The sequence below is a fragment of the Nocardioides zeicaulis genome, from assembly GCF_042432345.1.
GTDB classification, from domain to species: domain Bacteria; phylum Actinomycetota; class Actinomycetes; order Propionibacteriales; family Nocardioidaceae; genus Nocardioides; species Nocardioides zeicaulis.
Genome location: NZ_JBHLXH010000001.1, coordinates 1,464,425 through 1,487,840, shown reverse-complemented (window position 1 = coordinate 1,487,840; position 23,416 = coordinate 1,464,425). Strand labels below are relative to the sequence as shown.

24 protein-coding genes are annotated in these 23,416 nt (G+C 72.2%); 17 read left to right on the top strand and 7 right to left on the bottom strand.

Going from position 1 to position 23,416, the window contains the following annotated elements; translation table 11 throughout:
• Positions 1 to 93 precede the first annotated feature (93 nt).
• The 4 genes from pstC (at position 94) to ACFFJG_RS07335 (ending at position 4,342) form a co-directional block, all read left to right on the top strand.
• Complete coding sequence (pstC, locus tag ACFFJG_RS07350; protein WP_378517950.1) at positions 94 to 1,032, top strand: phosphate ABC transporter permease subunit PstC; 939 nt, start codon at positions 94 to 96, stop codon at positions 1,030 to 1,032.
• Complete coding sequence (gene pstA / locus ACFFJG_RS07345; protein WP_378517949.1) at positions 1,029 to 2,123, top strand: phosphate ABC transporter permease PstA; 1,095 nt, start codon at positions 1,029 to 1,031, stop codon at positions 2,121 to 2,123. The genes pstC and pstA overlap by 4 nt, the downstream gene beginning before the upstream one ends.
• 30 nt (positions 2,124 to 2,153) lie before the next feature.
• Positions 2,154 to 2,933, top strand: a complete 780-nt coding sequence (pstB, locus tag ACFFJG_RS07340) for a phosphate ABC transporter ATP-binding protein PstB (RefSeq protein WP_378517948.1) — start codon at positions 2,154 to 2,156, stop codon at positions 2,931 to 2,933.
• Between the two features lie 494 nt (positions 2,934 to 3,427).
• Positions 3,428 to 4,342 carry a hypothetical protein gene (locus ACFFJG_RS07335; RefSeq protein WP_378517947.1) on the top strand — a complete coding sequence of 305 codons (915 nt, stop codon included), beginning with the start codon at positions 3,428 to 3,430 and terminating at the stop codon, positions 4,340 to 4,342.
• Positions 4,343 to 4,456: 114 nt separating this feature from the next.
• Here ACFFJG_RS07335 and ACFFJG_RS07330 read toward each other — a convergent pair whose 3' ends face one another.
• The 4 genes from ACFFJG_RS07330 to ACFFJG_RS07315 form a co-directional block, all read right to left on the bottom strand.
• Positions 4,457 to 5,455: an inorganic phosphate transporter gene (locus ACFFJG_RS07330; RefSeq protein WP_378517946.1), complete on the bottom strand. Its 999-nt coding sequence runs from the start codon at positions 5,453 to 5,455 to the stop codon at positions 4,457 to 4,459.
• A 2-nt stretch (positions 5,456 to 5,457) separates the two neighbouring features.
• Positions 5,458 to 6,075: a DUF47 domain-containing protein gene (locus ACFFJG_RS07325; protein WP_378517945.1), complete on the bottom strand. Its 618-nt coding sequence runs from the start codon at positions 6,073 to 6,075 to the stop codon at positions 5,458 to 5,460.
• A 119-nt stretch (positions 6,076 to 6,194) separates the two neighbouring features.
• Positions 6,195 to 8,372, bottom strand: coding sequence for an RNA degradosome polyphosphate kinase (locus ACFFJG_RS07320; protein ID WP_378517944.1), 2,178 nt, complete (start codon positions 8,370 to 8,372; stop codon positions 6,195 to 6,197).
• Between the two features lie 67 nt (positions 8,373 to 8,439).
• On the bottom strand, positions 8,440 to 8,802 hold the full coding sequence (locus ACFFJG_RS07315) for a DsrE family protein (protein ID WP_378517943.1): 363 nt from the start codon (positions 8,800 to 8,802) through the stop codon (positions 8,440 to 8,442).
• Positions 8,803 to 8,824: 22 nt separating this feature from the next.
• Between ACFFJG_RS07315 and ACFFJG_RS07310 the strand changes: the two genes are divergently transcribed.
• From ACFFJG_RS07310 to ygfZ, 3 genes are read left to right on the top strand one after another with little or no spacing between them, the layout of a single operon-like run.
• A complete protein-coding gene (locus tag ACFFJG_RS07310; RefSeq protein ID WP_378517942.1) occupies positions 8,825 to 9,319 on the top strand; it encodes a heme-binding beta-barrel domain-containing protein in 495 nt (164 codons plus the stop codon).
• Between the two features lie 27 nt (positions 9,320 to 9,346).
• Entirely contained in the window at positions 9,347 to 9,778 is a 432-nt protein-coding gene (locus tag ACFFJG_RS07305; protein WP_378517941.1) for a Fur family transcriptional regulator, read from the top strand.
• 23 nt (positions 9,779 to 9,801) lie between these two features.
• Positions 9,802 to 10,752: a CAF17-like 4Fe-4S cluster assembly/insertion protein YgfZ gene (ygfZ, locus tag ACFFJG_RS07300; protein WP_378517940.1), complete on the top strand. Its 951-nt coding sequence runs from the start codon at positions 9,802 to 9,804 to the stop codon at positions 10,750 to 10,752.
• 179 nt (positions 10,753 to 10,931) lie between these two features.
• Here the strand turns inward: ygfZ and mshD are convergent, their stop codons facing one another.
• Positions 10,932 to 11,738 (bottom strand): mycothiol synthase, encoded by an 807-nt coding sequence (gene mshD, locus ACFFJG_RS07295; RefSeq protein ID WP_378517939.1) that lies wholly within the window; start codon positions 11,736 to 11,738, stop codon positions 10,932 to 10,934.
• Between the two features lie 110 nt (positions 11,739 to 11,848).
• Here mshD and ACFFJG_RS07290 point away from each other — a divergent pair, with 110 nt between their 5' ends.
• A complete protein-coding gene (locus ACFFJG_RS07290) occupies positions 11,849 to 13,390 on the top strand; it encodes a M48 family metallopeptidase (protein WP_378517938.1) in 1,542 nt (513 codons plus the stop codon).
• A 24-nt stretch (positions 13,391 to 13,414) separates the two neighbouring features.
• On the opposite strand, the gene ACFFJG_RS07285 is transcribed toward ACFFJG_RS07290, so the two are convergent.
• Positions 13,415 to 14,152: a winged helix-turn-helix transcriptional regulator gene (locus ACFFJG_RS07285; protein WP_378517937.1), complete on the bottom strand. Its 738-nt coding sequence runs from the start codon at positions 14,150 to 14,152 to the stop codon at positions 13,415 to 13,417.
• A 43-nt stretch (positions 14,153 to 14,195) separates the two neighbouring features.
• Between ACFFJG_RS07285 and ACFFJG_RS07280 the strand changes: the two genes are divergently transcribed.
• Together ACFFJG_RS07280 and ACFFJG_RS07275 are read left to right on the top strand one after the other, a co-directional pair.
• The gene (locus ACFFJG_RS07280; RefSeq protein WP_378517936.1) at positions 14,196 to 14,492 is read left to right on the top strand and encodes a MoaD/ThiS family protein; all 297 of its coding nucleotides are present in this window, start codon (positions 14,196 to 14,198) and stop codon (positions 14,490 to 14,492) included.
• Positions 14,493 to 14,727: 235 nt separating this feature from the next.
• Positions 14,728 to 16,773 carry a carboxypeptidase regulatory-like domain-containing protein gene (locus ACFFJG_RS07275; RefSeq protein ID WP_378517935.1) on the top strand — a complete coding sequence of 682 codons (2,046 nt, stop codon included), beginning with the start codon at positions 14,728 to 14,730 and terminating at the stop codon, positions 16,771 to 16,773.
• Between the two features lie 78 nt (positions 16,774 to 16,851).
• Here the strand turns inward: ACFFJG_RS07275 and ACFFJG_RS07270 are convergent, their stop codons facing one another.
• Positions 16,852 to 17,277, bottom strand: a complete 426-nt coding sequence (locus ACFFJG_RS07270; protein ID WP_378517934.1) for an Hsp20/alpha crystallin family protein — start codon at positions 17,275 to 17,277, stop codon at positions 16,852 to 16,854.
• A 143-nt stretch (positions 17,278 to 17,420) separates the two neighbouring features.
• Here ACFFJG_RS07270 and ACFFJG_RS07265 point away from each other — a divergent pair, with 143 nt between their 5' ends.
• From ACFFJG_RS07265 to ACFFJG_RS07235, 7 genes are all read left to right on the top strand, one after another.
• Positions 17,421 to 17,699: a MerR family transcriptional regulator gene (locus tag ACFFJG_RS07265; RefSeq protein WP_378517933.1), complete on the top strand. Its 279-nt coding sequence runs from the start codon at positions 17,421 to 17,423 to the stop codon at positions 17,697 to 17,699.
• A 51-nt stretch (positions 17,700 to 17,750) separates the two neighbouring features.
• On the top strand, positions 17,751 to 18,218 hold the full coding sequence (locus tag ACFFJG_RS07260) for a TlpA family protein disulfide reductase (RefSeq protein WP_378517932.1): 468 nt from the start codon (positions 17,751 to 17,753) through the stop codon (positions 18,216 to 18,218).
• Positions 18,219 to 18,471: 253 nt separating this feature from the next.
• Positions 18,472 to 18,936, top strand: coding sequence for a DUF4395 domain-containing protein (locus ACFFJG_RS07255; RefSeq protein ID WP_378517931.1), 465 nt, complete (start codon positions 18,472 to 18,474; stop codon positions 18,934 to 18,936).
• A gap of 43 nt (positions 18,937 to 18,979) precedes the next feature.
• The gene (locus ACFFJG_RS07250; protein WP_378517930.1) at positions 18,980 to 19,828 is read left to right on the top strand and encodes a sulfurtransferase; all 849 of its coding nucleotides are present in this window, start codon (positions 18,980 to 18,982) and stop codon (positions 19,826 to 19,828) included.
• Positions 19,828 to 20,136 (top strand): DUF1416 domain-containing protein, encoded by a 309-nt coding sequence (locus ACFFJG_RS07245; protein WP_378517929.1) that lies wholly within the window; start codon positions 19,828 to 19,830, stop codon positions 20,134 to 20,136. Before ACFFJG_RS07250 ends, ACFFJG_RS07245 begins: the two co-directional genes overlap by 1 nt.
• Positions 20,137 to 20,219: 83 nt before the next feature.
• Positions 20,220 to 21,806 (top strand): sensor histidine kinase, encoded by a 1,587-nt coding sequence (locus ACFFJG_RS07240; RefSeq protein WP_378517928.1) that lies wholly within the window; start codon positions 20,220 to 20,222, stop codon positions 21,804 to 21,806.
• A gap of 128 nt (positions 21,807 to 21,934) precedes the next feature.
• Positions 21,935 to 23,416: sensor histidine kinase (locus tag ACFFJG_RS07235; RefSeq protein WP_378517927.1), on the top strand; the 1,482-nt coding region annotated here is incomplete at its 3' end.

Below are 23,416 nucleotides of genomic sequence, written 5' to 3'. Positions count from 1 at the left end.
GGCCGGGGCGCGCCCCGGCCAACGCGTGCCGCGTGCGGCGAGCCGGGGGACCGGCTCGCCGCACAGGCGCATCCGACTGAATGAGGTTCCCCCGTGGCAACGATCGTTGCTGACTCCACCGGTCCCGCCAAGCCGCGGCTCGGCGACCGGGTGTTCTCCCGGCTCGCGCTGGCCGCCGGCATCGCCATCCTGCTCGCGCTGGCCGCCGTCTTCGTCTTCCTGGCGATCGAGGGCCTGCCCGGCGTGGCCAAGCCCGCCGAGTTCTACGGCAGCGCCTCGACCTTCGCCGGCTACGTCGCGCCGCTGCTCTTCGGCACGGTGCTCGCGGCCGTGATCGCGCTGGTCGTGGCCGTCCCGCTCGCCTGGGGCATCGCGCTGCTGGTGAGCCACTACGCGCCGCGCGCGATCGCGACCCCCATCGCGTACGTCATCGACCTGCTCGCCGCCGTCCCCTCGGTCGTCTTCGGCCTGTGGGGCATCAGCGTGCTGGCGCTGAAGATCCAGCCCCTGTACGCGTGGCTCGACGAGCACATGGGCTGGCTGCCGTTCTTCGCCGGCCCCGCCTCGGGCACCGGGCGCACCATCCTCACCGCCGGCCTCGTGCTGGCGATCATGATCCTGCCGATCATCACCGCGCTCTCGCGCGAGGTGTTCGCCCAGACCCCGCGCCTGCACGAGGAGGCCGCGCTGGCCCTCGGCGCGACCCGCTGGGAGATGGTCCGGATGGCGGTCTTCCCCTACGCCCGCTCCGGCATGGTCTCCGCGGTGATGCTCGGCCTGGGCCGCGCGCTCGGCGAGACGATGGCGGTCGCGATGGTGCTCTCGGCCGGCGGCGGCATCTCGTTCAACCTCATCTCGAGCAGCAACCCGGCCTCGATCGCGTCCAACATCGCCTCCAACTACAAGGAGGGCACCCCGGGCAAGATCCAGGTGCTGATCGCGACGGGCCTGGTGCTCTTCATCGTCACCTTCCTGGTCAACTTCGCCGCCCGGTGGATCGTCTCCCGCAACGAGAGGAAGCTCGCCCGATGAGCGCCACGCAGACCGCCCCGGTGCAGTCGGTGCCCGCGCCGGTCTCCTTCACCGCCGCCCGGCTCCCGCGGATCGCGCCGGTCCTCGTCGCGGCGATCGCGCTGGCTGCGGCGGCGCTGCCCGTCCTCTTCCTAGGTTGGGGCCTCGTCGCCTGGGCCGTGCTCGCGGTCGTCGTCTTCGTGGTCGCCCTGCCCGCGTGGGCACGGGTCGTCGAGGGCCGCCGCGGTGCCGTCGACCGGCTGATGACCGCGCTGGTGTGGACCGCGTGCGCCGTCGCCGTCGTACCGCTGCTGTCGCTGCTGTGGACCGTCGTCGACCGTGGCCTGCCGCGGATCAGCTCGACGTTCCTGACCTACTCGATGTACCGCACCAGCCTCGACCAGGAGGTCGGGATCTACCACGCGCTGATCGGCACGCTGCTGATCACCGTGGGCGCGGCGATCATCTCGGTGCCGGTGGGCATCATGGCCGCGATCTACCTGATCGAGTACGGCAAGGGCAACCGCCTCGCGCGCTGGATCACCTTCCTCGTCGACGTGATGACCGGCATCCCCTCGATCGTCGCCGGCCTCTTCGCGTTCGCGCTGTTCATCCTCATCTTCGGGCCGAGCTACCGCTCGGGCCTCGGCGGCTCGGTGGCACTGTCGCTGCTGATGATCCCGATCGTGGTGCGCTCGACCGAGGAGATGCTGCGGCTGGTGCCCGACGAGCTGCGCGAGGCGTCGTACGCCCTGGGCGTGCCGAAGTGGCGCACGATCGTCAAGGTCGTGCTGCCGACGGCCCTCGGCGGCATCGTCACCGGCGTCACGCTGTCGATCGCCCGCGTCGTGGGCGAGACCGCGCCTCTGCTGCTGATCGCCGGCCTGACCACCCGCACGAACTTCAACCTGTTCGACGGGCGCATGACCACCCTCCCGGTGCTGATCTTCACCCAGAACGCCAACCCCGGCATCGCCGAGACGCCGGGCGGCATGCGCCCCGGCATCGAGATCGCGTGGGGCGGTGCGCTGGTCCTGATCGCGATCGTGATGGTGCTCAACGTCGTCGCGCGCGTCATCGGCAAGATCTTCGCCCCCAAGACCGGCCGCTGAGCCACCACCGAGAACGAGAGACCCACCCCCATGGCCAAGAGCATCACCGTCGACGACCTGGACATCTACTACGGCGACTTCCTCGCCGTGCAGGGCGTCAGCATGACCATCAAGGCGCGCTCGGTCACCGCCTTCATCGGTCCGTCCGGCTGCGGCAAGTCGACCTTCCTGCGCTCCCTCAACCGCATGCACGAGGTCATCCCCGGTGCGCGCGTGGAGGGCAAGGTGATGGTGGACGGCCAGTCGCTCTACGACTCCGCGGTCGACCCGGTCGCCGTACGCCGCCAGATCGGGATGGTCTTCCAGCGGCCGAACCCGTTCCCGACGATGTCGATCTACGAGAACGTGCTCGCCGGCAACCGGCTCAACTCCAAGAAGATGAAGAAGGCCGAGGCCGACGACATCGTCGAGCGCTCGCTCAAGGGTGCGAACCTGTGGAACGAGGTCAAGGACCGCCTCGGCAAGCCCGGCATGGGCCTGTCCGGCGGCCAGCAGCAGCGCCTGTGCATCGCCCGCGCGATCGCCGTCGAGCCCCAGGTGCTGCTGATGGACGAGCCCTGCTCGGCCCTCGACCCGATCTCGACCTCGGCGATCGAGGACCTCATCCACGAGCTGAAGTCCGACTACACGATCGTCATCGTCACCCACAACATGCAGCAGGCCGCCCGTGTCTCCGACGAGACCGGCTTCTTCAACCTCAAGGCCGCCGGCCAGCCCGGCCACCTCGTGGAGTTCAACTCCACCCAGAAGATGTTCGCCAACCCCGACAACGAGGCCACCGAGGCCTACATCTCCGGCCGCTTCGGCTGACCCCTCCGGGTGTCCCGAGCGTCCCGCGCACCAGGACATCCCTAGGAGGCCCGGCGAGGGTGGGCCGGGTGAGCGTCGGTTCGGCGGCCGGTGATGGGCGGCCCCGGGCGCGGGGTTTCTCGGGGTCGCCCCTCTCCGGCCGCCGCCCCGTGTCATCCCACTGACGCCCGACCCCGCCTTGGCCTCCTCTGCGGCCTCCTCCGAACCCGGCATCTGAGGACGTGGGGGGAGCAGATCCGTCGGTATCCCTCCCGCCACGTCCTCAGACTCCGGGCTGTGGACGACGGGAGCGGCGACACAGCCACGTTCGAGACCATGCCGGGATGGACGCTGCGTGGATCCCCGGGGCGTGGCCGTTGCGGGGGACCGGCCCGCGCGAGGGCGTACGCGCCGGAGTGACGTGGCCATCGCGGCGTGACCCGACCGGGGCTGACGGACCTGGGGACTGGGCGACGCGTTCAGGAGACTGGCGGCGCGCGGGGCACAACCTGTGGGTGCCGGCCGCGGTCGATCCGGGGGATCCCGACCAGCGCATCGTCGAGGCCGCCGCGCAGCTGCCGGGGCGCGGCGGTGTCACGGGGTGGGCGGGCCTGCGGTGGATGGGCGGCTCCTGGTTCGACGGCGTCGACCGCCACGGCACGCTGGCACCTGTCCCCCTCGCCGTCGGCAGCGGCCACCGCCGGCGGGTGCACCCCGGGTTGGTCGTCTCCCAAGAGGTCCTCGACCTCACGACCGTCGTGCGCCACGAGGGTGTCCGGGTGACGGTGCCGCTGTGGAGCGTCGCCTACGAGATGCGCAAGGCGACGTCGGACACGGCGGCCGTCGTCGCCTTCGAGATGGCGGCCTACGACGACCTCGTGTCGATCGAGGAGCTGACCCGCTTCACCGACTCCTCGCTGTGGCTGCGATGGGGGGTGGAGCGGGTCCGGCGGGTGCTGCCGGTCCTGGAGGAGAACTCGTGGTCACCGATGGAGCCGGTCATGCGCCTGGCGTGGACGTTGGAAGAGGTCCGGCCCCGCCCCTTGGCGAACTGGCCCGTCTTCGACCTCAACGGCCGGTTCGTCGGAACGCCTGACCTCATCGATCCGGTGGCGGGTGTCTACGGCATGTACGACGGCGGGCTCCACCTCGCCGGCGAGGTGCGCCACCGCGATGTGACCAAGGAGGCGGCGTACCGGCGGCTCGGGCTGGAGGGCGCCGTCATGATGGCGGGCGACCTGGCGGATCACAGCCCGTTCCTCGCGCGTCTCGACCAGGCGTACGCCCGGGCCGGCCGAAGGCGCGCGGACGACCGCCTGTGGATGGCGGGGCCACCTCGGTGGTGGGTGCCGACGTCGACCGTCGCGCAGCGGCGGGCGCTCTCTGACGACGAACGGTCGCGCTACCTCACCTACCGTCACGCGGCCTGAGCAAGGCCGACCCCGGTCATCTGAGGACGTGAGGGGAGCCGAACGGCCAATTTCGGTCCCATGGCGTCCTCAGATGCCATCCACAAGGGCGCTGAACAGCTGGCCGGGGGGAGGTCAGGGGAGGAAGAGGTGGGCGATCCAGTAGCAGACGGCCGCGGCGAGGCCGGCGGCCGGGAAGGTGAGGACCCAGGCGGTGACGATGGTCTTGGCGACGCCCCAGCGCACGGCGGAGAAGCGCTTGGTCGCGCCCGCACCCATGATGGCGGAGGTGATGGTGTGGGTCGTCGAGATCGGGGCGTGGTAGACGAAGGCCGTCGTGTAGAGCACCGTCGCGCCCACCGCCTCGGCCGCGAAGCCGCGCGCCGGGTCGAGGTGGATGATGCGGCGGCCGAGGGTGCGCATGATGCGCCAGCCGCCGGAGTAGGTGCCGGCCGAGATCGCGGTCGCAGCGGCCAGGACCACCCACAGCGGCAGCTCGTCGAGGGAGTACGACGCCGGGAACGCGGTCACCAGCGCCAGCAGGATGACCCCCATCGTCTTCTGGGCGTCCTGGAGGCCGTGCCCGAGGGCGAGGCCCGCGGCGGACAGCGTCTGGGCGACCCGGAAGCCGCGGAAGACGCGGTGCGGGTTGCGCCGCCGGAAGATCCACATGATGGCGAGCATCACCGCGAAGGCCGCCAGGAAGCCGAAGATCGGCGAGCCGACCATCGGGATGACGACCTTCTCGAGGATCTTCGCCCAGTGCACCCCGGCGCCGGCGGCGAGCGCGGCGCCGACCAGCCCGCCGATGAGCGCATGGGACGACGACGAGGGCAGGCCGAAGTACCAGGTGACGAGGTTCCACACGATGGCGCCGAGCAGGCCGGCCATCACGATGACCAGGCCGTGCGTGCCGTCGGGCGGGTCGATCACCTCCGACACCGTCTTGGCGACCTCCTGGCCGAGGAGGGCACCGACGAAGTTCATCACCGCGGCGAGGATCAGCGCCACGCGCGGGGTGAGCGCGCGGGTCGAGACCGACGTGGCGATGGCGTTGGCGGCGTCGTGGAACCCGTTGGTGTAGTCGAACACCAGGGCGACGACGACGACCGCGATGACGATCGCGAACTCCACCGTCAGGACTCCTTGACCGCGATCTGCTCCACGATGTTGGCGACCTTCTCGAAGGCGTCGATCGCGCCCTCGAGGGACTCCACGACGTCCTTGAGCTTCAGGACCTCCAGCGCCTCGTACTCGCCGCTGAAGAGGTTGGCGAGGATGCGCCGGTAGGACTTGTCGCCGGTGTTCTCGAGCCGGTTGATCTCGATCCAGTACTCGTCGAGCGCCGACATCGACTCCAGCGACGGCATCGCCGCGGCAGTCAGCTCGGCGCAGCGCTGCAGCACCTCGACCTGCTGGGTGGTCTCCGGCGGCAGCGAGGTGACCTCGTAGAGCAGGACCAGGTCGACGGCCTCGTCCATCATGTCCATCACGTCGTCGAGCGCCGAGGCGAGGTTGTAGATGTCCTCGCGGTCGAACGGGGTGACGAAGGTGCTGTTGACCCGTCGGACGATCGAGTGGGTCGTCTCGTCGGCAGCGTGCTCGGCCTCGCGCATGCGCTGGGCGATCTCGGCGCGCGAGGCACCGTCGGCGAGCATCTCGCTGAGCAGCTGGGCGCCGACGACGAGGTGCCCGGCCGCCTCGCTGAAGAGGTCGTAGAACGAGCTGTCGACAGGGCGGAACTTCAAACGCACGGTGAACTCCGAACGGGGGGCGGATGAACCGGCATCATGCTAGGGGGTGATCCGCTCGCGGGCGCAACCGTCAGCCACTTCCCGTCAGGTGGTCTGGCCGAGGTGGCGGCGCGGACGGGTCAGCGCCGGCGGTGGCGCTGCTGCGCGATGAGCTCGTCGTGGAGGTGGCGTACGCCGCGGTGCTGGTGCCACTCGCCGTCGGCGCCGAGCTCCCACGCGCTGGTGTCCTCGTCGAGGGCGAGGTCGAGCAGCCCGGCGACGGACTCCACGACCAGCGGGTCGCGCAGCCGCACCAGCACCTCCACGCGCCGGTCGAGGTTGCGGTGCATCAGGTCGGCCGAGCCGATCCACGCCGCCGGGTCGCCGTCGTTGTCGAACCAGAAGACCCGGCTGTGCTCGAGGAAGCGGCCGAGCACCGAACGCACCCGGATGGTCTCCGACAGCCCCGGCACGCCCGGGCGGAGCGCGCAGATGCCGCGGACGAGGAGCTCGACGCGGACGCCGGCCTGCGAGGCGAGGTAGAGGGCGTCGATGACGGCCTCGTCGACGACCGAGTTGGCCTTGATCCGGATCCCGGCCCGCCGCCCGGCCTGGTGGTGGGCGATCTCCTGGTGGATCTGGGCGACCAAGCCGTCGCGGACGCTGTCGGGCGCGACCAGCAGGTGGTCGTAGGTGGTGTTGCGGCTGATCCCGGACAGGTTGTTGAACAGCAGCGCCACGTCCTCGCCGATCTCCGGGTCGGAGGTCAGCAGGCCGAGGTCCTCGTAGAGCCGGGCGGTCTTGGGGTTGTAGTTGCCGGTGCCGAGGTGGACGTAGCGCCGGATGCCCTCGGGCTCGTCGCGCACCACCATCGAGAGCTTGCAGTGGGTCTTGAGCCCCACCAGGCCGTAGACGACGTGGCAGCCGGCGTGCTCCAGCTTGCGGGCCCAGCGGATGTTGGCCTGCTCGTCGAAGCGCGCCTTGATCTCGACGATGACCAGCACCTGCTTGCCGGCCTGGGCTGCGTCGATGAGCGCCTCGATGATCGGGCTGTCGCCGGAGGTGCGGTAGAGGGTCTGCTTGATCGCCAGCACGTGCGGGTCGGCGGCCGCCTGCTCGAGGAAGCGCTGCACCGAGGTGGCGAAGGAGTCGTAGGGGTGGTGCAGGAGCACGTCGTGGCGCGCCACCGAGTCGAACACGTCGACGGGGGAGGCCGACTCGACCTCGGCGAGGCTGGGGTGGGTCGAGGGGAGGAACGCGGCGTACTTGAGGTCGTCGCGGGGGAGGTCGGCGATCGAGTGCAGACCGGTCAGGTCGAGCGGGCCCGGGAGGGAGACCACCTCGTCGCGGCCCACCCCGAGCTCGGAGACCAGCAGCTCGAGCACCTTGGGGTCGATCGTCTCCTCGACCTCGAGGCGCACCGGGGCGCCGAAGCGGCGCCGGAGCAGCTCCTTCTCCAGCGCCTTGAGGAGGTTCTCCGCGTCGTCCTCCTCGACCTCGAGGTCCTCGTTGCGGGTGACCCGGAAGGTGTGCGCGCCGAGCACCTCCATGCCGGGGAACAGCTTCTTCAGGTGCTCGCCGATGACGTCCTCGATCGGCACGAAGCGCTGGTTGCCGAGGCCGACGAAGCGGCCGAACGTCGGGGGCACCTTGACCCGGGCGAAGTGCTCGGTGCCGGTCTTGGGGTGCCGCACGACGACCGCCAGGTTGAGCGAGAGGCCGGAGATGTAGGGGAACGGGTGGGCCGGGTCGACCGCGAGCGGGGTGAGGACCGGGAAGATGCGGTCCTTGAAGAGCTTCTTGCAGGTCTTCTGCTCCTCGCGGTCGAGGTCGGCCCAGCGGACGATCTCGATGCCCTGGCCGCCGAGCTCGGGCAGGAGGCCGACGAGCGCCGCGGCGTGCCGCACCATCAGCTCGCGGCACGCGTTCCACAGCACCTCGAGCTGCTCGCGCGGCATCATCCCGCTGGCCGCGCGCTGGGCCACGCCGGCGTCGATCCGGCGCTTGAGGCCGGCGACGCGCACCATGAAGAACTCGTCGAGGTTGCTGGCGAAGATCGCGAGGAAGCGGGCCCGCTCCAGCAGCGGCAGCTCCTCGTCCTCGGCGAGCTCGAGCACGCGCTGGTTGAACCGCAGCCAGGAGATCTCGCGGTCGATGAACCGGTCCTCGAACTTCTCGACCGCCGCGATCTCCTCGGCGTCCGGCGCGTAGGGCGGCTCGACGTCGAAGGTCTCGCTCGGGTGCCCGAAGGGTTCGGCCACCGGGCCCTCGTCCACCGACGGCGAGGTGGCGCTGGTCAGGGTGGCGGGGTCGTTCATGGACCAAGTCTGGCACCGTCGGGTGAACGGCAGGTGTCGTCCCACGAGACCCGCGGGACGTCGTCGGTCAGTAGACGAGCGCCTGCACCCCGTCGCCCAGCACCTGCTCGGCGAACACGGCCGCACCCGCGATGCGTACGCCGTCGCGCAGGTCGTCCTCGCCGATCGCGCGACGCGCGGCGCACTGCGAGCACACCGTCACCCTCCCGGCCCCGGTGACGACCTCCAGCAGCTGGTCGAGCGGGGTGGCCAGGGGCAGGTCGAAGGCCTCGGCACGGCCGGGCACGCCGAACCACGCGGCCTCGCCGGTCAGCCACAGCGAGACCTCTGCGCCGGAGGCGGCCGCCGCGGCAGCGACGGTGAACGCCTGGTTGCAGCGCTCGGCGTCCTCGGCGCCGCAGGTGACCTTGACGACCAGTGAGCGAGCCATGGCCCAACACTAGAGTGGGCCCATGCCCTTCGAGCTGCCCGACAACCTGCACCCCAACTGCGGCCCCGTCGCCTGGCTGCTCGGCACCTGGCGCGGCAACGGCCACGGCGACTACCCGACGATCGAGAAGTTCCAGTTCGGCCAGGAGCTGATCTTCACCCACGACGGCCGGCCGTTCTTCCACTACATGTCGCGCTCGTGGATCGTCGACGAGGAGGGCGAGATCGTGCGCGACGCGGCCATGGAGAGCGGCTTCCTCCGCTGCCCCGAGCCCGGCAAGGTGGAGTTCCTCCTCGCCCACAACACCGGGTTCGCCGAGATCTGGTACGGCGCGGCCGAGGGCGGCAAGGTCGAGATGCACACCGCCGGCGTCTCCTTCACCGAGACCGCCAAGGAGGTCACGGCCGGCTCCCGGATGTACGGCAACGTCGAGGGCGACCTCCTCTACGCCTACGACATGGCCGGCGTCGGCCAGGAGCTGCAGCCCCACACGTGGGCGCGGCTCCAGCGGGCCTGACCGCCCGGAGCGACGGTGGGAGCGCCGATGAGTGACGACCTCGCCGCCCGCCTGCGGGAGCAGGGGCTGCGGCTGACCCCGCAGCGCGAGCTGATCCTGCGCGCCGTCGAGGACCTCGGTCACGCCACGCCCGACGAGGTCCTCGCGCAGGTGCGCAGCCAGGTCAGCTCGGTCAACGCCTCCACCGTCTACCGCACGCTCGAGGTGCTCGAGGAGCTCGGGCTGGTCCGCCACACCCACCTCAGCGACCGGGCCCCGACCTACCACTCGAACCGCGAGCACGAGCACGTCCACGCGGTCTGCCGCCGCTGCCGCGCCGTGACGTCGTACGAGCCCGAGGTGGTGGCCCCGGTCGTCGAGCGGCTCGCGGCCGACGGGTTCGCCGTCGACGTCGGCCACCTGGCGATCTTCGGGGTCTGCGGCGACTGCGCGGCGAAGGACGTCGGGTCGGCGACGTAGGGACGCCACCTAGACTCGAGGACATGGCCAGCCCCCTCCTGTCCCTGCCCGGCGCCGTCGCCGGCGACGGCATCGACGCCCCGGTGGCCGCCCACTACGGCTCGTTCAACACCGAGCAGCGCACGCTCGCGCGCGGCGACGGCTTCGTCGACCTCTCCCACCGCGACGTGCTGCGCATCTCCGGGCCGGAGCGGTTGACGTGGCTGCACAACCTCACCACCCAGTACTTCGACGGGCTGGCGCCCGGCACCTGGACCCAGGCGCTGGTGCTGAGCCCGCAGGGCCACGTCGAGCACGCGTTCGCCGGCGTCGGCGACGGAGAGTCGTTCACCGCCCACACCGAGCCCGGCGCCGGGGCCGCGCTGGTCGAGTGGCTGGAGCGGATGAAGTTCATGACCCGCGTCGAGGTGTCGCTGGTCGACGACCTCGCCGTGATGTGGCGTCCGGGGGACGGGCCGTCAGGGGGCCCGGGCCGCTACGACCTCGTGCCCCGCGACCGGCTGGAGGCCTACGCCGAGGCCGCGGGGCCGGCGTGCGGGCTGTGGGCCTTCGAGGCGCTGCGCATCGAGCGCGGCGAGCCCCGGCTCGGCCTCGACACCGACCACCGCACGATCCCCAACGAGGTCGGCTGGATCGGACCGGCCGTGCACCTCGACAAGGGGTGCTACCGCGGCCAGGAGACGGTGGCGCGGGTGCACACGCTGGGCCGGCCGCCGCGCCGGCTGGTGCTGCTGCACCTCGACGGCTCGGAGAACCGGCTGCCCGCGGCGGGCTCGCCGCTGACGTACGAGGGCCGCGAGGTCGGGTTCGTCGGCTCCAGCGCCCGCCACCACGAGCTCGGCCCGATCGCGCTCGGGCTGCTCAAGCGCAGCGTCCCGGTCGACGCCGCCCTCGACGTCGACGGGATGCCGGCCTCGCAGGAGGTCCTGGTCGACCCCGAGGTCGGCCTGCACGTGCGCCCCAAGCTCCGCTGAGGCTCGCGGTCCCTGAGGGCTGGTTTCGAGGCTCGCTGCGCTCGCACCTCGACCAGCGAGGCTCGCTGCGCTCGCACCTCAACCCGCGAGGCGCCCCGCCCCCGGTGGTGTCTAGGGACGTTCTGGTGGGTCGAGGGCCCGTTTCACCCACCAGAACGTCCCTAGATACCAAGGGGCGGTCAGGGGCGGCGGGCGTACTGGACGTGCGTGTCGCTGGCGGCGTGGGTGAACCCCAGCCGGGAGTAGACGGCGACGGCCGGGGCGTTGTCGGCCTCGACGTAGAGCAGGACCTGCGCGACCCCGAGGCCGTGGAGGTGGTGCAGGCCCGCGAGGGTCAGCACCTTCCCGAGCCCGCGCCCCTGCGCCCGGGGGGCGACGCCCACGACGTAGACCTCGCCGAGCGTGGCGTCGTGCTGCTTGGTCCAGTGGAAGCCGAGGAGGCCGCTGTCGTCCTCGGCGACGAGCAGCCCGGTGGGGTCGAACCACGGCTCGGCCATCCGGCGGGCGAGGTTGTCGAGGTCCATCGAGCCCTGCTCGGGGTGGTGGGCGAACGCCGCGGCGTTGACCGCGACCACGTCGGCGGCGTCGTCGGCGCGGTAGCCCCGCACGGTGACGCCGTCGGGCACCACGAGCGGCGGCAGGGGGAGCGAGGCGTCGCGGCGCATCACCCACAGGTCGCGCACGCGCTCCCAGCCCTCGCGCGCCGCGAGTCGGGCGGCGGCCGGGTGGTCACCGTGCGACCAGGCGGTGAGCGCCCCGTCGTACGACGTCGTGGCGCGGGCGAGCAGCGCACCGCCCGTGCCGCGCCCGCGCGCGCCGGGGCGCACGACCAGCGACAGGTCGCCGTCGTGGAGGAGGGCGAACGCGTCGTCCTGGACCAGCACGCTGGCCTCGCCGTCCGCGAGCGCCATGCGGGTCGCCTCGTCGAGGGGGTCGGTGCCGTCGGCAGCCGCCGACTCGTCCGCGATCGCGATCACCTGGTCCACGCCCCGACCCTAGCGAGCCCGGGGAGGACGAGACGTCCGCCACGGTTCCGGCGAACCACCCACGCGCCGGCGTCGCAGCAGGCACCATTGCCCCGGAGGAAGGAGCACGGATGCTCGTACGCATGCGCACGGCCGCGGCCGTGGCCGTGCTCGTCGGCATCCCCTCGCTCGCCGTGCTCGTCCTCGTCGCGACCACGGTGGCCGTCGTGCGTCTGGTGGGCCCGGGCAGCGTGCCGGGGATGGCTGCGGTCGCCGTGCTGGTGCTCGCCGGGGCCCTCCTCGCGATCACGGTCGGGAGGGTACTGACCGCCCGACCCGCCCACCCCGACGGCGTGCTGCTCACCCGAGGTGCCGAGAAGGACCTCTGGGCGATCGTCGACCGGGCCGCCGAGGCGGCCGGCGCCCGCCGTCCCGACGAGGTCCGGCTCACGACCGGCGCCACGGTGAGGCTCGTCGAGGACCGCAGCCTCGGCTCGCGCCAGCCGGGCACCCAGGTGCTCGGCATCGGGGTCCCGGTGCTGCAGGCCCTCACCCGCGCCGAGCTGTGGTTCGTGCTGGCCCACGAGCTCGGCCACCTGAGCGAGCGGCACCCACCGGCCTCGGCGCTGACCCGCCGGGCCCTGGTGTCGCTGCAGGACGTCGCCGCCGGTCTCGAGGCCCGGCACCCGTTGCGCTGGCTCGTGAGCGCCCAGGCCGGCGTCCACGCCCGGCTGGCCGCAGCGGCGTGGCGGCGCCAGGAGCTGGAGGCGGACGCCTGGGCCGCCGCCCTCAGCGGCTCGGAGGTCGGGGTGTCCGCGCTGCGCGCGGTGCGGACGACGGGCGCGACCTGGTCGACCTTCGCCGCCGACTACGCCTCGGTCGGGGAGGACCTCGGCCTGGCCCCGGCCGGGCTGCACGCCGGCTACGCCGCCTTCCTGTCCGAGCCCGTGCGCGTGCTCGTCGACGTCGACCTGCTCGTCGAGGAGGAAGCCCGGAGGCGCTCCGCCACGCACCCGCCCATCTCCGACCGCATCGAGCGCCTGCACGCCTCGCCGCTGCCGGGCGTCCTGGACGACGCCACGCTCGACGACCACGAGCCCGCCCTGCTGGTGCTGGCCGACCCGCCGGCCTCCGTCGAGGCCGTGGAGCAGCACGACGCCCGCGAGCGGGAGCTGACCCGGGTCCCGTGGGAGCGCGTGGTGCCGCAGGGCAACCAGGCGCGCGACCGGGCCGGTGCGGCACGCCTGGTGGCGGCGGCCGACGACGTCGTCGGCGGACCCGCGGACCTCGCCGCGATCATGCACCTGGTCGCCGACGGCCGCGGCGACGAGCTGCTGACCGCGCTGACCGGCACGTCCCCCGATCCCGACGAGGTCCCCGAGCTGCTCGAGCAGTGCCTCGTGCTGCTGGTGCGCACCGCCCTCGTCGAGGCCGGTCACGCCACCCACGTGCTGCGCTGGGACCGCGCGGACGTCGTCGTCGACGACGCCGGCACGGAGGTCGACCTGCTGCCGCTGGTCGTCGGCGTCCCGGGCGACCCCGGTCACGCGGAGTGGCTGCTCGGCGTCCTCGAGACCGAGGACGTGCCGCGCAGCTGGCGCCCCGCAGGCGCGGCCGACGACGACGGGGACGTCGCCGACCCCGGGTCGTACCCGGCCCTCACCTCGGTCTGACGGGGCGCCGGGCCTCCGGCGGTGTCAGCCCTGGCGTCGGGCGTCGCTGGTGCGGCCGGCGCCCTCGTGCTCGGCGTCCTTCTCCCGGGTGGGCAGGACGAACCGGTAGCCCACGTTGCGGACGGTGCCGATGTGGTGCTCGTGCTCGGGGCCGAGCTTGGCGCGCAGCCGACGCACGTGGACGTCGACGGTGCGGGTGCCGCCGAAGTAGTCGTAGCCCCACACCTCCTGCAGGAGCTGCTCGCGGCTGAACACGCGGCCCGGGTGCTGGGCGAGGTACTTCAGGAGCTCGAACTCCTTGTAGGTGAGGTCGAGGGCGCGCCCGCCGATCCGGGCGGTATAGGTGGCGTCGTCGACGACGACCTCGCCGCGGTGGATGACGTGGGCCGACGGGTCCTCGGCCGCGGCGGCCGTGGCCCGGCCGATCGCGAGCCTGATCCGGGCGTCGAGCTCGGCGGGCCCGCACGTGTGGAGCACGACGTCGTCCATGCCCCAGTCGTGGGCGACGACGGCCAGCCCGCCCTCGGTGACCACGAGCAGCACGGGTGCGTCGGCCCCGGTCGTACGGATCAGGCGGCACAGGTCGCGGGCCGCGGCGAGGTCCTGGCGACCGTCGACCAGGACCAGGTCGGCGTCGGGCGCGTCGAGCAGCGCGCTGCCCTGCGCGGGGAGGATCCTCACCGTGTGGGCGAGCAGCGCCAGGCCGGGGAGCACCTCGGCCGAGGGCTGCAGGGCACCGGTGAGCAGCAGCAGTGTGCTCATGGTGGTCCTCCTCGTCCGCCGGGGATGAGGAAGGATATCCCGCATGGATGCCACGACCGGGCCCGATCAGGGACGTGAGACGGTGACCGTCCGCTACTGGGCTGGTGCGCGCGCCGCGGCGGGCACGGCCGAGGACACCTTCGAGGTCGACGGCGGCACGACCCTCGCCGACCTGGTCGGGCGCGTGCTGGAGCGCCACGGCGACGACCGGATGGCGCGCACCGTGGCGGTCTGCTCGGTGCTCGTCGGCGACCAGCCGGTGCGCTCGCAGGACCCGGCCACCGTCGTCGTGGAGCCCGGCGCGGTGGTCGAGCTGCTGCCGCCCTTCGCCGGCGGCTGAGCCGACCCGCCCGCGCGCACCCCTGTGGCGACGGTCACCCGATGCCCTAGGCTGCGCGCGCAGGCTGACGGGGGTTGCCTAACGGGGGAATTCTCCTCGGCTGCGTTCCGACACAAGGATCACAGTGAGAGGAAGCACGATGAGAAGCACGCGCGCACGCGCACTCGCTGCCTCGGCCATCTTCGGGATGGTCGGCGGCAGCCTTGCGATGACAGGGACGGCCCAGGCGGCCGTCATGCTCAGTGGCAGCCTGGTGGACGTCGCCGGCAACTACGTCGAGGGACAGGTGACCGTCCTCGGCCCGGACGGCCAGTTCGTCACCACGCAGGCCGTCACGGGCGGGTCGTTCGACATCCCGGTCGAGGACGGCACCTACAAGCTCGAGTTCGACCCGGCGTCGTCGGAGTTCGCCTCGGAGTACTACCGGGACAAGGCCGACCTCGCCACCGCCGACGTGGTCACCGTGGCGGGCGCCGCGCAGACCCTGCCGGCCTGGACCATCGACCGCCGGCCCAACGTGCTCGGCGTCGTCCGCACGGCCGACGGCCGCCCGGTCCCCGGCGCCTACGTCGCGGTGTACGACGCCGCCACGGGCACCCAGGTCGCCAGCGACTACGCCAACCGCGACGGATCCTTCCGCGTGGGCACGCAGGCGGCCTCGGTCAAGGTGCGCTTCTCGGGCTACGACCCGCGCACCGACGACCTCCTCGCCGCCGAGTGGTTCAACGACAAGGCGACGCTCGAGACCGCCGACGCGGTCACCCCGACGGCTGCCGGGGCCGACCTCGGCGTCGTCTCCCTCGGCGCCGGCGGCAGCATCTCCGGCACGGTGACCACCGAGGCCGGTGCACCGATCTACCGCGCCTACGTCTGCGCCGACCTCGGCTACTGCGACTGGACCAACGCCAGCGGGCAGTACCTCATCGAGGGCGTGCAGACCGGCACCAGCGAGGTGAGCTTCACCGACCCGATCGGCGAGTACGTCGGTGAGTACTGGGACAACGTGCCCCTGAGCTCGACGACCGTCGACCCGACGCCGGTGACCGTCGCCCCCGGCCAGGCCGTGTCCGGCATCAACGCCGCGCTGGCGGTCAAGCCCGCCACCACGCCCAACGGCACCGACCTCAGCGGCACGGTGCGCGACGAGATCGGTGGCGCCGGGGTCGGCTACCGGGTGCAGGTGCTGACCACCCCGGCCGACCCGCGCGACGCGTCGGTCGTCGCCGAGACCTACAGCAACCGGGTCGGCGCGTACCACTTCGACGGCCTCGACCGCGTCGGTGGCGAGACCGAGTTCAAGGTCCGCGTGGTGGGCGAGGCCGGTCGCGAGGACGGCGAGTTCGCCCGGCGCACCATCTGGGCCGGCGACAAGCTCGACTACGCGACGTCGACCACCATCACCGCCGCCCCGCGCACCCTGGACTTCCTCCAGCCGGTCGCCGGTGGCATCTCCGGTGCCGTGACCAGCGAGGCCGGCGGCGTGCCGGAGTCGCCCTACGCGTCGTTCCGCGACGTCGACGGCGACCTGGCCGGCTACGGCGAGCTGGAGGCCGACGGCACCTACGAGTCCCGCGACGTCTGGGCGGGCGACTACACCGTCTCGTTCGGCGCCTACAACCACGTCACCGAGTGGTGGAAGGACGCCACGTTCGACGAGGCGACCAAGGTCACCGTCCGTCCCGGCCAGATGGCCACGGGCATCTCGGCCGCGCTCAGCAAGGACGTCAAGGCGCTCGAGCGGCCGCAGGTCGAGGGCGACGCCTGGGTCGGCAAGACCCTCCGCGTCGACAAGGGCCGCTGGAACACCGAGGGCGGCTCGAAGTTCACCTACGAGTGGCTCGCCGGCAGCACCGTGGTGGCCACCGGCGACAGCCTCAAGGTCACCAAGGCGATGCTCGGCAAGAAGCTGACCGCCCGCGTCACCAACGACGCCGGCTTCGCCCAGGGCCAGGCCGTCACGGCCACCACCCCGAAGATCGGCTACAAGCCGAAGCTGAAGGTGAAGGTCACCGCCAAGCGCATCGCGATGACCCTCAAGGCCAAGCCCCTCAAGGCGAAGAAGGTCAAGGCCTCCGTCGTGGTCTACGAGGTGAAGGGCGAGAAGGCCGACGGCGAGCTCAAGCTGAAGAAGATCGGCAAGGGCGTCGTCAAGAAGGGCACCGGTGTCGCGACGCTGAAGAAGGCGCTCGGCAAGGGCAAGCACCAGCTCGTCTTCCGCATCAAGGGCAAGGGCAAGGTCGGCTCCGGCGACCTGGTCGAGAAGGTCAAGATCAAGCGCTGACCTCCGCCAGCAGCACGACGGGCCCCGGGGAGCACCTGCTCCCCGGGGCCCGTCCGCGTGCCTGGGCCCGACGTCCGCTCAGGACCCGATCGCCGCAGGCGCGTCGTTGTCGCTGCGCACCTCGATCTTGCGCGGCTTCGCCTTCTCGGCGACCGGGACGACGAGCCGCAGCACGCCGTCACGGTAGGTCGCGTCGATGTGCTCGAGGTCGAGGTTGTCGCCGAGCACGAGCTGGCGGCTGAAGGCGCCGCGCGGCCGCTCGCTGGCGAGCATCTGCCAGTCGCCGTTGCCGGAGACCCGCTCGGCGCGGATCGTGAGCACGTTGCGCTCGACGTCGAGGTCGACGGACTCGGGGCTGATGCCCGGCAGGTCGAACTCGAGGACGAACCGGTCGCCCTCGCGCCACGCGTCCATCGGCATCGCGACGGGCCGGTTGGTCGTGCCCATGAGCTGCTGGGTGATGCGGTCGAGCTCGCGGAACGGGTCGGCGTTGCGGATCAACATGGTGGCTTCCTCCTGGTTCTGGCTGGGCGGGTGGGGGCGCTTCGGCGCCGGCGCCCGATCTGTATTGCTCGTTACAGGTTTGTTGTAGCGCAGAGATCAGGCAAGATCAAGGCGGTACGACCCCGGACGTGACAGGAGGCGCGATGGCTCGCGACGTCGGTGTGTTCGCGATCTCGGTGGCGGCCGAGATGACGTCGCTGCAGGTGCAGAACCTGCGCGTCTACGAGCGACGCGGGCTCCTCGACCCCGACCGCACGCCCGGCGGCACTCGCCTCTACAGCCCCGACGACATCGACCGGCTCCACCGGATCCGCGAGCTGCTCGCGGCGGGGCTCAACCTCGCCGGGATCGCGGCGGTCCTGGTGCTGGAGGAGGAGAACGCCCGGCTCCGCGCCGAGGTCGAGCGCCTCGAGGCGCGCTGACCCGGGACGCCGGGCCGGGAACAGGGTGGGCCCCCCGGGTGTTGCGTCGGCGTGAGCACCGGAGCCTGGGTCGTCGTCGCGGCCGTCACGCTCGCCCTCGTGCTGGGGCTCTGGCGCGCGTCGACCGACGGTCGCTTCAGCGGAGCCCGCGCGGTGCACCGCACGGAGGCAGCCGAGGCGCAGGCCCCGGTCGACGCGGCCGGTGCGACGCCCGCCGGTGCGGCGCTGGTCGCGACCGTCGGGGGGTCGCTCGGCGAGCGCGCCACCCTGCTCCAGTTCTCCAGCGCGTTCTGCGCGCCCTGCCGGGCCACGCGCCGGGTGCTCGGCGAGGTCGCGGACCTGGTCGACGGCGTCGCGCACGTGGAGGTCGACGCCGAGCACCACCTCGACGCGACGCGCGAGTTCGGCATCCTCCGCACGCCGACCACCGTGGTGCTCGACCCCGACGGCCGCGAGGTCACCCGCGCGTCGGGGGCGCCCAGCCGCGACCAGGTGCTGACCGCGCTCGCGCAGGTCTGATCTCACTTGATGGACGTATGGACCACATGTTGAGATCCTTACGGGCCGCCGCGTATGTGCGGCCTACAGTCGTCCGCATGTCCTCGACCATGCTCACCCGCCGCCGCGCAGTGGACCACTGCCGCGTGCGGTCGGCGCTGTGTCGAATGCCCTGAGGGGCCGCCTGCAGGTGCTTCAAGTCTAGTGATTTTGTGGACTAACCTGAGGGTGAGCCCGAGCCGACCCGGCCCGACCACCCGTCCGCAGGAGAGACATGTCCAGCACCACTGCCCCGCGCCCCGGCACCCTCACGCCGCCGCGCGGCGCCATCGACCCGCGCGGCCCGCAGCTGACGGCCGCGCTCACCGCGGTCGTCCTGGCGGCGGTCCTGCTGCTGCCCGCCCCGTGGTCGACGGCGCTGCTCGCGGTGCAGGCGGGCCTCTTCGCGCTCGGCGCAGCGCGCGGCGTCCAGCACACCCCGCACGCGTGGCTGTTCCGCACCGTCGTACGGCCCCGGCTGGCCCCGCCGTCGGAGTGGGAGGCGCCCGAGCCGCCCCGCTTCGCCCAGGCCGTCGGCCTCGGCTTCTCGCTCGTCGGGCTGGTCGCGCTGCTGGCCGGCGCGACGCTCGTGGGCCAGGTGGCGGTCGGGCTGGCCCTGGTCGCCGCCCTGCTCAACGCCGTCTTCGCCTTCTGCCTCGGCTGCGAGCTGTACCTCCTGATCACGCGCGTCACGGCCTGACGCACCACCACGACTGTTCACCACCACCAAGGAGCACACACCCATGAGCCGCGAGAACTCGCTCGTCACCGCCCAGTGGGTCGAGGACAACCTCGACACCGACGGCATCGTCCTCGTCGAGGTCGACGAGGACACGACCGCCTACGACAAGGGCCACATCCGGGGAGCGATCAAGCTCGACTGGACCACCGACCTCCAGGACCAGGTCCGCCGTGACTTCGTCAACAAGGAGCAGTTCGAGGCGCTGCTGTCCGAGCGTGGGGTGTCCAACGACGACACGGTGGTGCTCTACGGCGGCAACAACAACTGGTTCGCCGCCTACGCGTACTGGTACTTCAAGCTCTACGGCCACCAGGACGTCAAGCTCCTCGACGGTGGCCGCAAGAAGTGGGAGCTCGACTCCCGCGAGCTGACCGACGAGCCCACCACGCGCGCAACGACGTCGTACACCGCGACCGAGCAGGACTCCTCGATCCGCGCCTTCCGCGACGAGGTCGTCGCCGCCATCGGCACGCAGAACCTGGTCGACGTGCGCAGCCCCGACGAGTACGCCGGTCGCCTCCTCGCCCCGGCCCACCTCCCGCAGGAGCAGGCACAGCGCGCCGGCCACATCCCCACCGCGGCCAGCGTCCCGTGGAGCAAGGCGGCCAACGACGACGGCACCTTCAAGTCCGACGACGAGCTCAAGGCCATCTACACCGAGGCCGGCGTCGACTGGGACAAGGACACCATCGCCTACTGCCGCATCGGCGAGCGCTCCTCGCACACCTGGTTCGTGCTCAAGGAGCTCCTCGGCCAGGACAACGTCAAGAACTACGACGGCTCGTGGACCGAGTACGGCTCCCTCGTCGGCGTGCCGGTCGCCCTCGGCGACGAGCGGGGCGAGGCCTGATGTGCGGCGCGACCGAGGGAGGCCTCTCCCTCGACGGCGTCAACGTCGCCAAGGAGGCCGTGATCCAGGGCCAGGTGCTGCGCGGCGGGGCGGGCGAGCCCGTGTCCAACGCCTACGTCCGGCTGCTCGACCGCAGCGGTGAGTTCACCGCCGAGGTGCCCACCTCGGCGACCGGTCACTTCCGCTTCTTCGCCGGAGACGGCGAGTGGACCCTGCGGACCCTGGCACCGAAGGCCGACCCGGTGGACACCCGAGTGGTGGCCGCCGTGGGCTCGGTGGCCGAGGTGCAGGTGCTCGTCGGCGCCTGAGCCGGCGCCCCGGCACCGCTCCGGACGGCCCGTCCCGACCTCGTCGGGGCGGGCCGTCCGCGCGCGTGGGTCATGACTTTCGTATGACTTCGGCGCGACTTCCGCCGAGTTCCGCCGATCCCCGCCCGCGGCTCGCGCACCCGTCGTACGGTGGCCCGGCACGTCTCGGGCAGAGCACGACGGGGGGAACGCATTTGGCGCCGACGCTGACGCCGGCGGAGCACGAGCTCTGGCGGCTCACGATGGAGCACTCACCGGTCGGCATGGCCCTGATGTCGCCCGACGGCCGCTACCTGCGGGTGAACCCCGCCTTCTGCCAGATGGTGGGCTACGACCGGGAGGCCCTGGTCGGGCTCTCCTTCCACCACATCACCCATCCCGACGACCTCCTCGACGGGGTCCAGCTGCACCAGGCGCTGCTCTCCGACAGCACCGCGGCGCACCGCACGCGCAAGCGCTACCTCCGCCCCGACGGGACCATCGTCCCGGTCGACCTGTCGATGGTGCTCCACCGCGACGACGACGGCACGCCGCTCCACTTCATGACCCAGGTCGTCGACCTCAGCGAGAAGCAGGACACCGAGCTGCGCCTCGGCCTGGTCGAGCGCCAGGTCGTGGAGGAGCAGATGCGGCGGCGCGCGATCCTCGACACCGACGCCGTGGGTCTCTCGCTGATCGACCTCGACGGCCGCTTCCACTCCGTCAACGCCACCCAGCAGCGCTTCTTCGACCTCGCCTTCCCCGACGGCCACTCCGGCCGCGTGGGCAGCCAGGGCTACATCTACGACGCCACCCAGACCTACCAGCTGCCGGCCGACGAGATCCCCTCCTCGCGCGCGGCCCGGGGCGAGGAGCTCGACAGCGTGCTCGTCTGGGCCGGGCGCGACCCGCTCACCCGCCGGGCGCTCGTGATCTCGGCGCGCAACGTCCGCGACGGCGACGGCAGGCGCACCGGGGCGGCGATGGTCTTCCAGGACGTCACCGAGATGATGCGTGCGGTCCGCGCGAAGGACCAGTTCGTGGCGTCGGTGTCGCACGAGCTCCGCACCCCGCTCACCTCGGCCCTGGGCAACCTGGAGATGCTCCACGAGGCCGACGACCTCTCGCCCGAGCGCCGTCGCCAGGTGGAGGTCGCGCTGCGCAACGTGCTGCGCCTCTCGCACATGGTCGCCGACGTGCTGCTGGCCAGCCAGGCCATGTCGGGCTCCGCGCTCGTCGACGCGCACGAGGTCGACCTCGCGATGGTGGTGCGCGACGCGGTGGCGGCCAGCGAGGTCCAGGCCGCGGCGCACGACGTGACGGTGACCGCCGACGTCCCGGAGCGGTTCGTCGCACGCGTCGACGGCCTGCGGGTCCGCCAGGTCGTGGACAACCTGCTCAACAACGCCGTCGTCTTCGCCCACGGCGCGCAGGTGAGGGTCCGGCTCGAGGAGCGCGGCGACGTCGTCGCGCTGGTCGTCGCCGACACCGGCGCGGGGATCGACCCCGACGAGCTGCCCCAGGTCTTCGACTGGTTCTTCCGCGGCGCCGACACCCACGCACGGCAGGTCCCCGGCGCCGGGCTGGGCCTCTCGATCGTGCGCACGATCGTCGAGGCCCACGGCGGTTCCGTGTCGGTGACCAGCACCCCCTCGGCCGGCACGACGGTCGAGGCGCTGCTGCCGCGCTGAGCCCGCCCGCCGTCGCCTGGTTCGTACATTTGGCGTCCCGCAGGTCGGGACCTCTCGCCAACGGCTGGCCGAGTCCCTACGGTGGCGGGAGGGGCCCCGGCTCGCACGGGGTGCGAAGGGGGTGTGTGATGCCGACGCAGCGCACGCGGCTGCCCGTCGCCGACGGGCTGTGGCGCCTGACGATGGAGCACTCGCCCGTCGGCATGGCGCTGCTCACGCCCGACGGGGAGTTCCTGTCCGCCAACGTCGCGCTGTGCGACATGCTCGGCTACGACTGCGAGACCCTCGAGGCGATGTCGTACCGCGACATCACCCACCCCGACGACCTCGAGACCGACTCGCGCCTGGCCGAGCAGGCGCTCGCGGGGGAGATTAGCTCCTACCGGATCACCAAGCGCTACCTGCGCGCGGACGGCTCGGTGCTCGTCGGCGACCTCTCCGTCGCCCTGCTGCGCGACGAGGACGGGACGCCGATCCACTTCATCTCCCAGATCGCCGACCTCAGCGAGCGCCAGGCCTTCGCCGAGCGCCTCGACGCAGCCGAGCAGACCACCCACGAGCTCATCAGCAAGGGCCAGGCGATCCTGGGAAGCGTGTCGGTCGGGCTGCTCCTGGTCGACGCGGACGGTACCTACAGCGCGTGGAACCAGCGCCAGCAGGAGCTGCTCGACATCGCCTTCCCCGACGGGCACGGCGGCCGTGCGGGCCAGGAGGGGTTCGTGTACGACGCCGACCAGCAGGCGGAGCTGCCGTTCGAGCAGTTCCCCTGCGCGCGTGCCACGGAGGGGGACGGGGAGGAGTTCGACGACCTGCTGATCTGGATCGGTGAGGAACCGGCCACCCGGCGCGCCCTCTCGGTCTCGGCGCGCTCGGTGCGCGACCGCGAAGGCACCTTCACCGGCGCCGTGCTGGCCTACCACGACGTCACCGACATGATCCGGGCCTCCGCGGTCAAGGACGAGTTCGTCAGCTCGGTCTCCCACGAGCTCCGCACGCCGCTCACGTCGGCGCTGGCCTACCTCGAGCTGCTCGACGACAGCCCCTCGGTCACCGACGACGTGCGCCAGCAGGTCGGCGCCGTGCGCCGCAACATGATGCGGCTCTCGCACCTGGTCGCCGACCTGCTCTTCGCCGCCCGCGTGGGCTCCGGCTCGCCGGTGGTCGACCCCTACAGCGTCGACCTGGTCAGGGTGGTGGACGAGGCGCTCCTGGCGGCCCAGGTCGCGGCCGCGGGGAGGGGCGTGGACCTCGAGGCCGACCTGCCCCAGAGCCTGGTCGTCGTCGCCGACGGGCTCCGGCTGCGCCAGGCGCTGGACAACCTGCTCGCCAACGCGATCACGTGGGCGCGCCAGGACGGCCGGGTGCGGGTCTCGGTCGAGGAGGGCGAGCGCGAGGTCCGGATCACGGTCGCCGACGACGGCGAGGGCGTCGCGGAGGCCGACCTCAAGGAGATGTTCGGCCGCTTCTACCGCGGCGAGAACGCCCGACGACGCCAGGTGCCGGGCACCGGGCTGGGGCTCAGCATCGTGCGCACGATCGTGGAGGCGCACGGCGGCGAGGTCTCGGCCGTCAGCGCGCCGGGCGAGGGGACGTCGGTCCGGGTCGTGCTG

What these genes read in the sequence shown, in the direction of transcription:
- pstA (WP_378517949.1), top strand. Translation starts at nt 1,029, where the DNA reads ATGAGCGCCACGCAGACCGCCCCGGTGCAGTCGGTGCCCGCGCCGGTC.
- pstB (WP_378517948.1), top strand. Translation starts at nt 2,154, where the DNA reads ATGGCCAAGAGCATCACCGTCGACGACCTGGACATCTACTACGGCGAC.
- ACFFJG_RS07320 (WP_378517944.1), bottom strand. Translation starts at nt 8,372, where the DNA reads ATGAACGACCCCGCCACCCTGACCAGCGCCACCTCGCCGTCGGTGGAC.
- ACFFJG_RS07315 (WP_378517943.1), bottom strand. Translation starts at nt 8,802, where the DNA reads ATGGCTCGCTCACTGGTCGTCAAGGTCACCTGCGGCGCCGAGGACGCC.
- ACFFJG_RS07310 (WP_378517942.1), top strand. Translation starts at nt 8,825, where the DNA reads ATGCCCTTCGAGCTGCCCGACAACCTGCACCCCAACTGCGGCCCCGTC.
- ACFFJG_RS07305 (WP_378517941.1), top strand. Translation starts at nt 9,347, where the DNA reads ATGAGTGACGACCTCGCCGCCCGCCTGCGGGAGCAGGGGCTGCGGCTG.
- ygfZ (WP_378517940.1), top strand. Translation starts at nt 9,802, where the DNA reads ATGGCCAGCCCCCTCCTGTCCCTGCCCGGCGCCGTCGCCGGCGACGGC.
- ACFFJG_RS07290 (WP_378517938.1), top strand. Translation starts at nt 11,849, where the DNA reads ATGCTCGTACGCATGCGCACGGCCGCGGCCGTGGCCGTGCTCGTCGGC.
- ACFFJG_RS07285 (WP_378517937.1), bottom strand. Translation starts at nt 14,152, where the DNA reads ATGAGCACACTGCTGCTGCTCACCGGTGCCCTGCAGCCCTCGGCCGAG.
- ACFFJG_RS07280 (WP_378517936.1), top strand. Translation starts at nt 14,196, where the DNA reads ATGGATGCCACGACCGGGCCCGATCAGGGACGTGAGACGGTGACCGTC.
- ACFFJG_RS07275 (WP_378517935.1), top strand. Translation starts at nt 14,728, where the DNA reads ATGCTCAGTGGCAGCCTGGTGGACGTCGCCGGCAACTACGTCGAGGGA.
- ACFFJG_RS07270 (WP_378517934.1), bottom strand. Translation starts at nt 17,277, where the DNA reads ATGTTGATCCGCAACGCCGACCCGTTCCGCGAGCTCGACCGCATCACC.
- ACFFJG_RS07265 (WP_378517933.1), top strand. Translation starts at nt 17,421, where the DNA reads ATGGCTCGCGACGTCGGTGTGTTCGCGATCTCGGTGGCGGCCGAGATG.
- ACFFJG_RS07255 (WP_378517931.1), top strand. Translation starts at nt 18,472, where the DNA reads ATGTCCAGCACCACTGCCCCGCGCCCCGGCACCCTCACGCCGCCGCGC.
- ACFFJG_RS07250 (WP_378517930.1), top strand. Translation starts at nt 18,980, where the DNA reads ATGAGCCGCGAGAACTCGCTCGTCACCGCCCAGTGGGTCGAGGACAAC.
- ACFFJG_RS07245 (WP_378517929.1), top strand. Translation starts at nt 19,828, where the DNA reads ATGTGCGGCGCGACCGAGGGAGGCCTCTCCCTCGACGGCGTCAACGTC.
- ACFFJG_RS07240 (WP_378517928.1), top strand. Translation starts at nt 20,220, where the DNA reads ATGACTTCGGCGCGACTTCCGCCGAGTTCCGCCGATCCCCGCCCGCGG.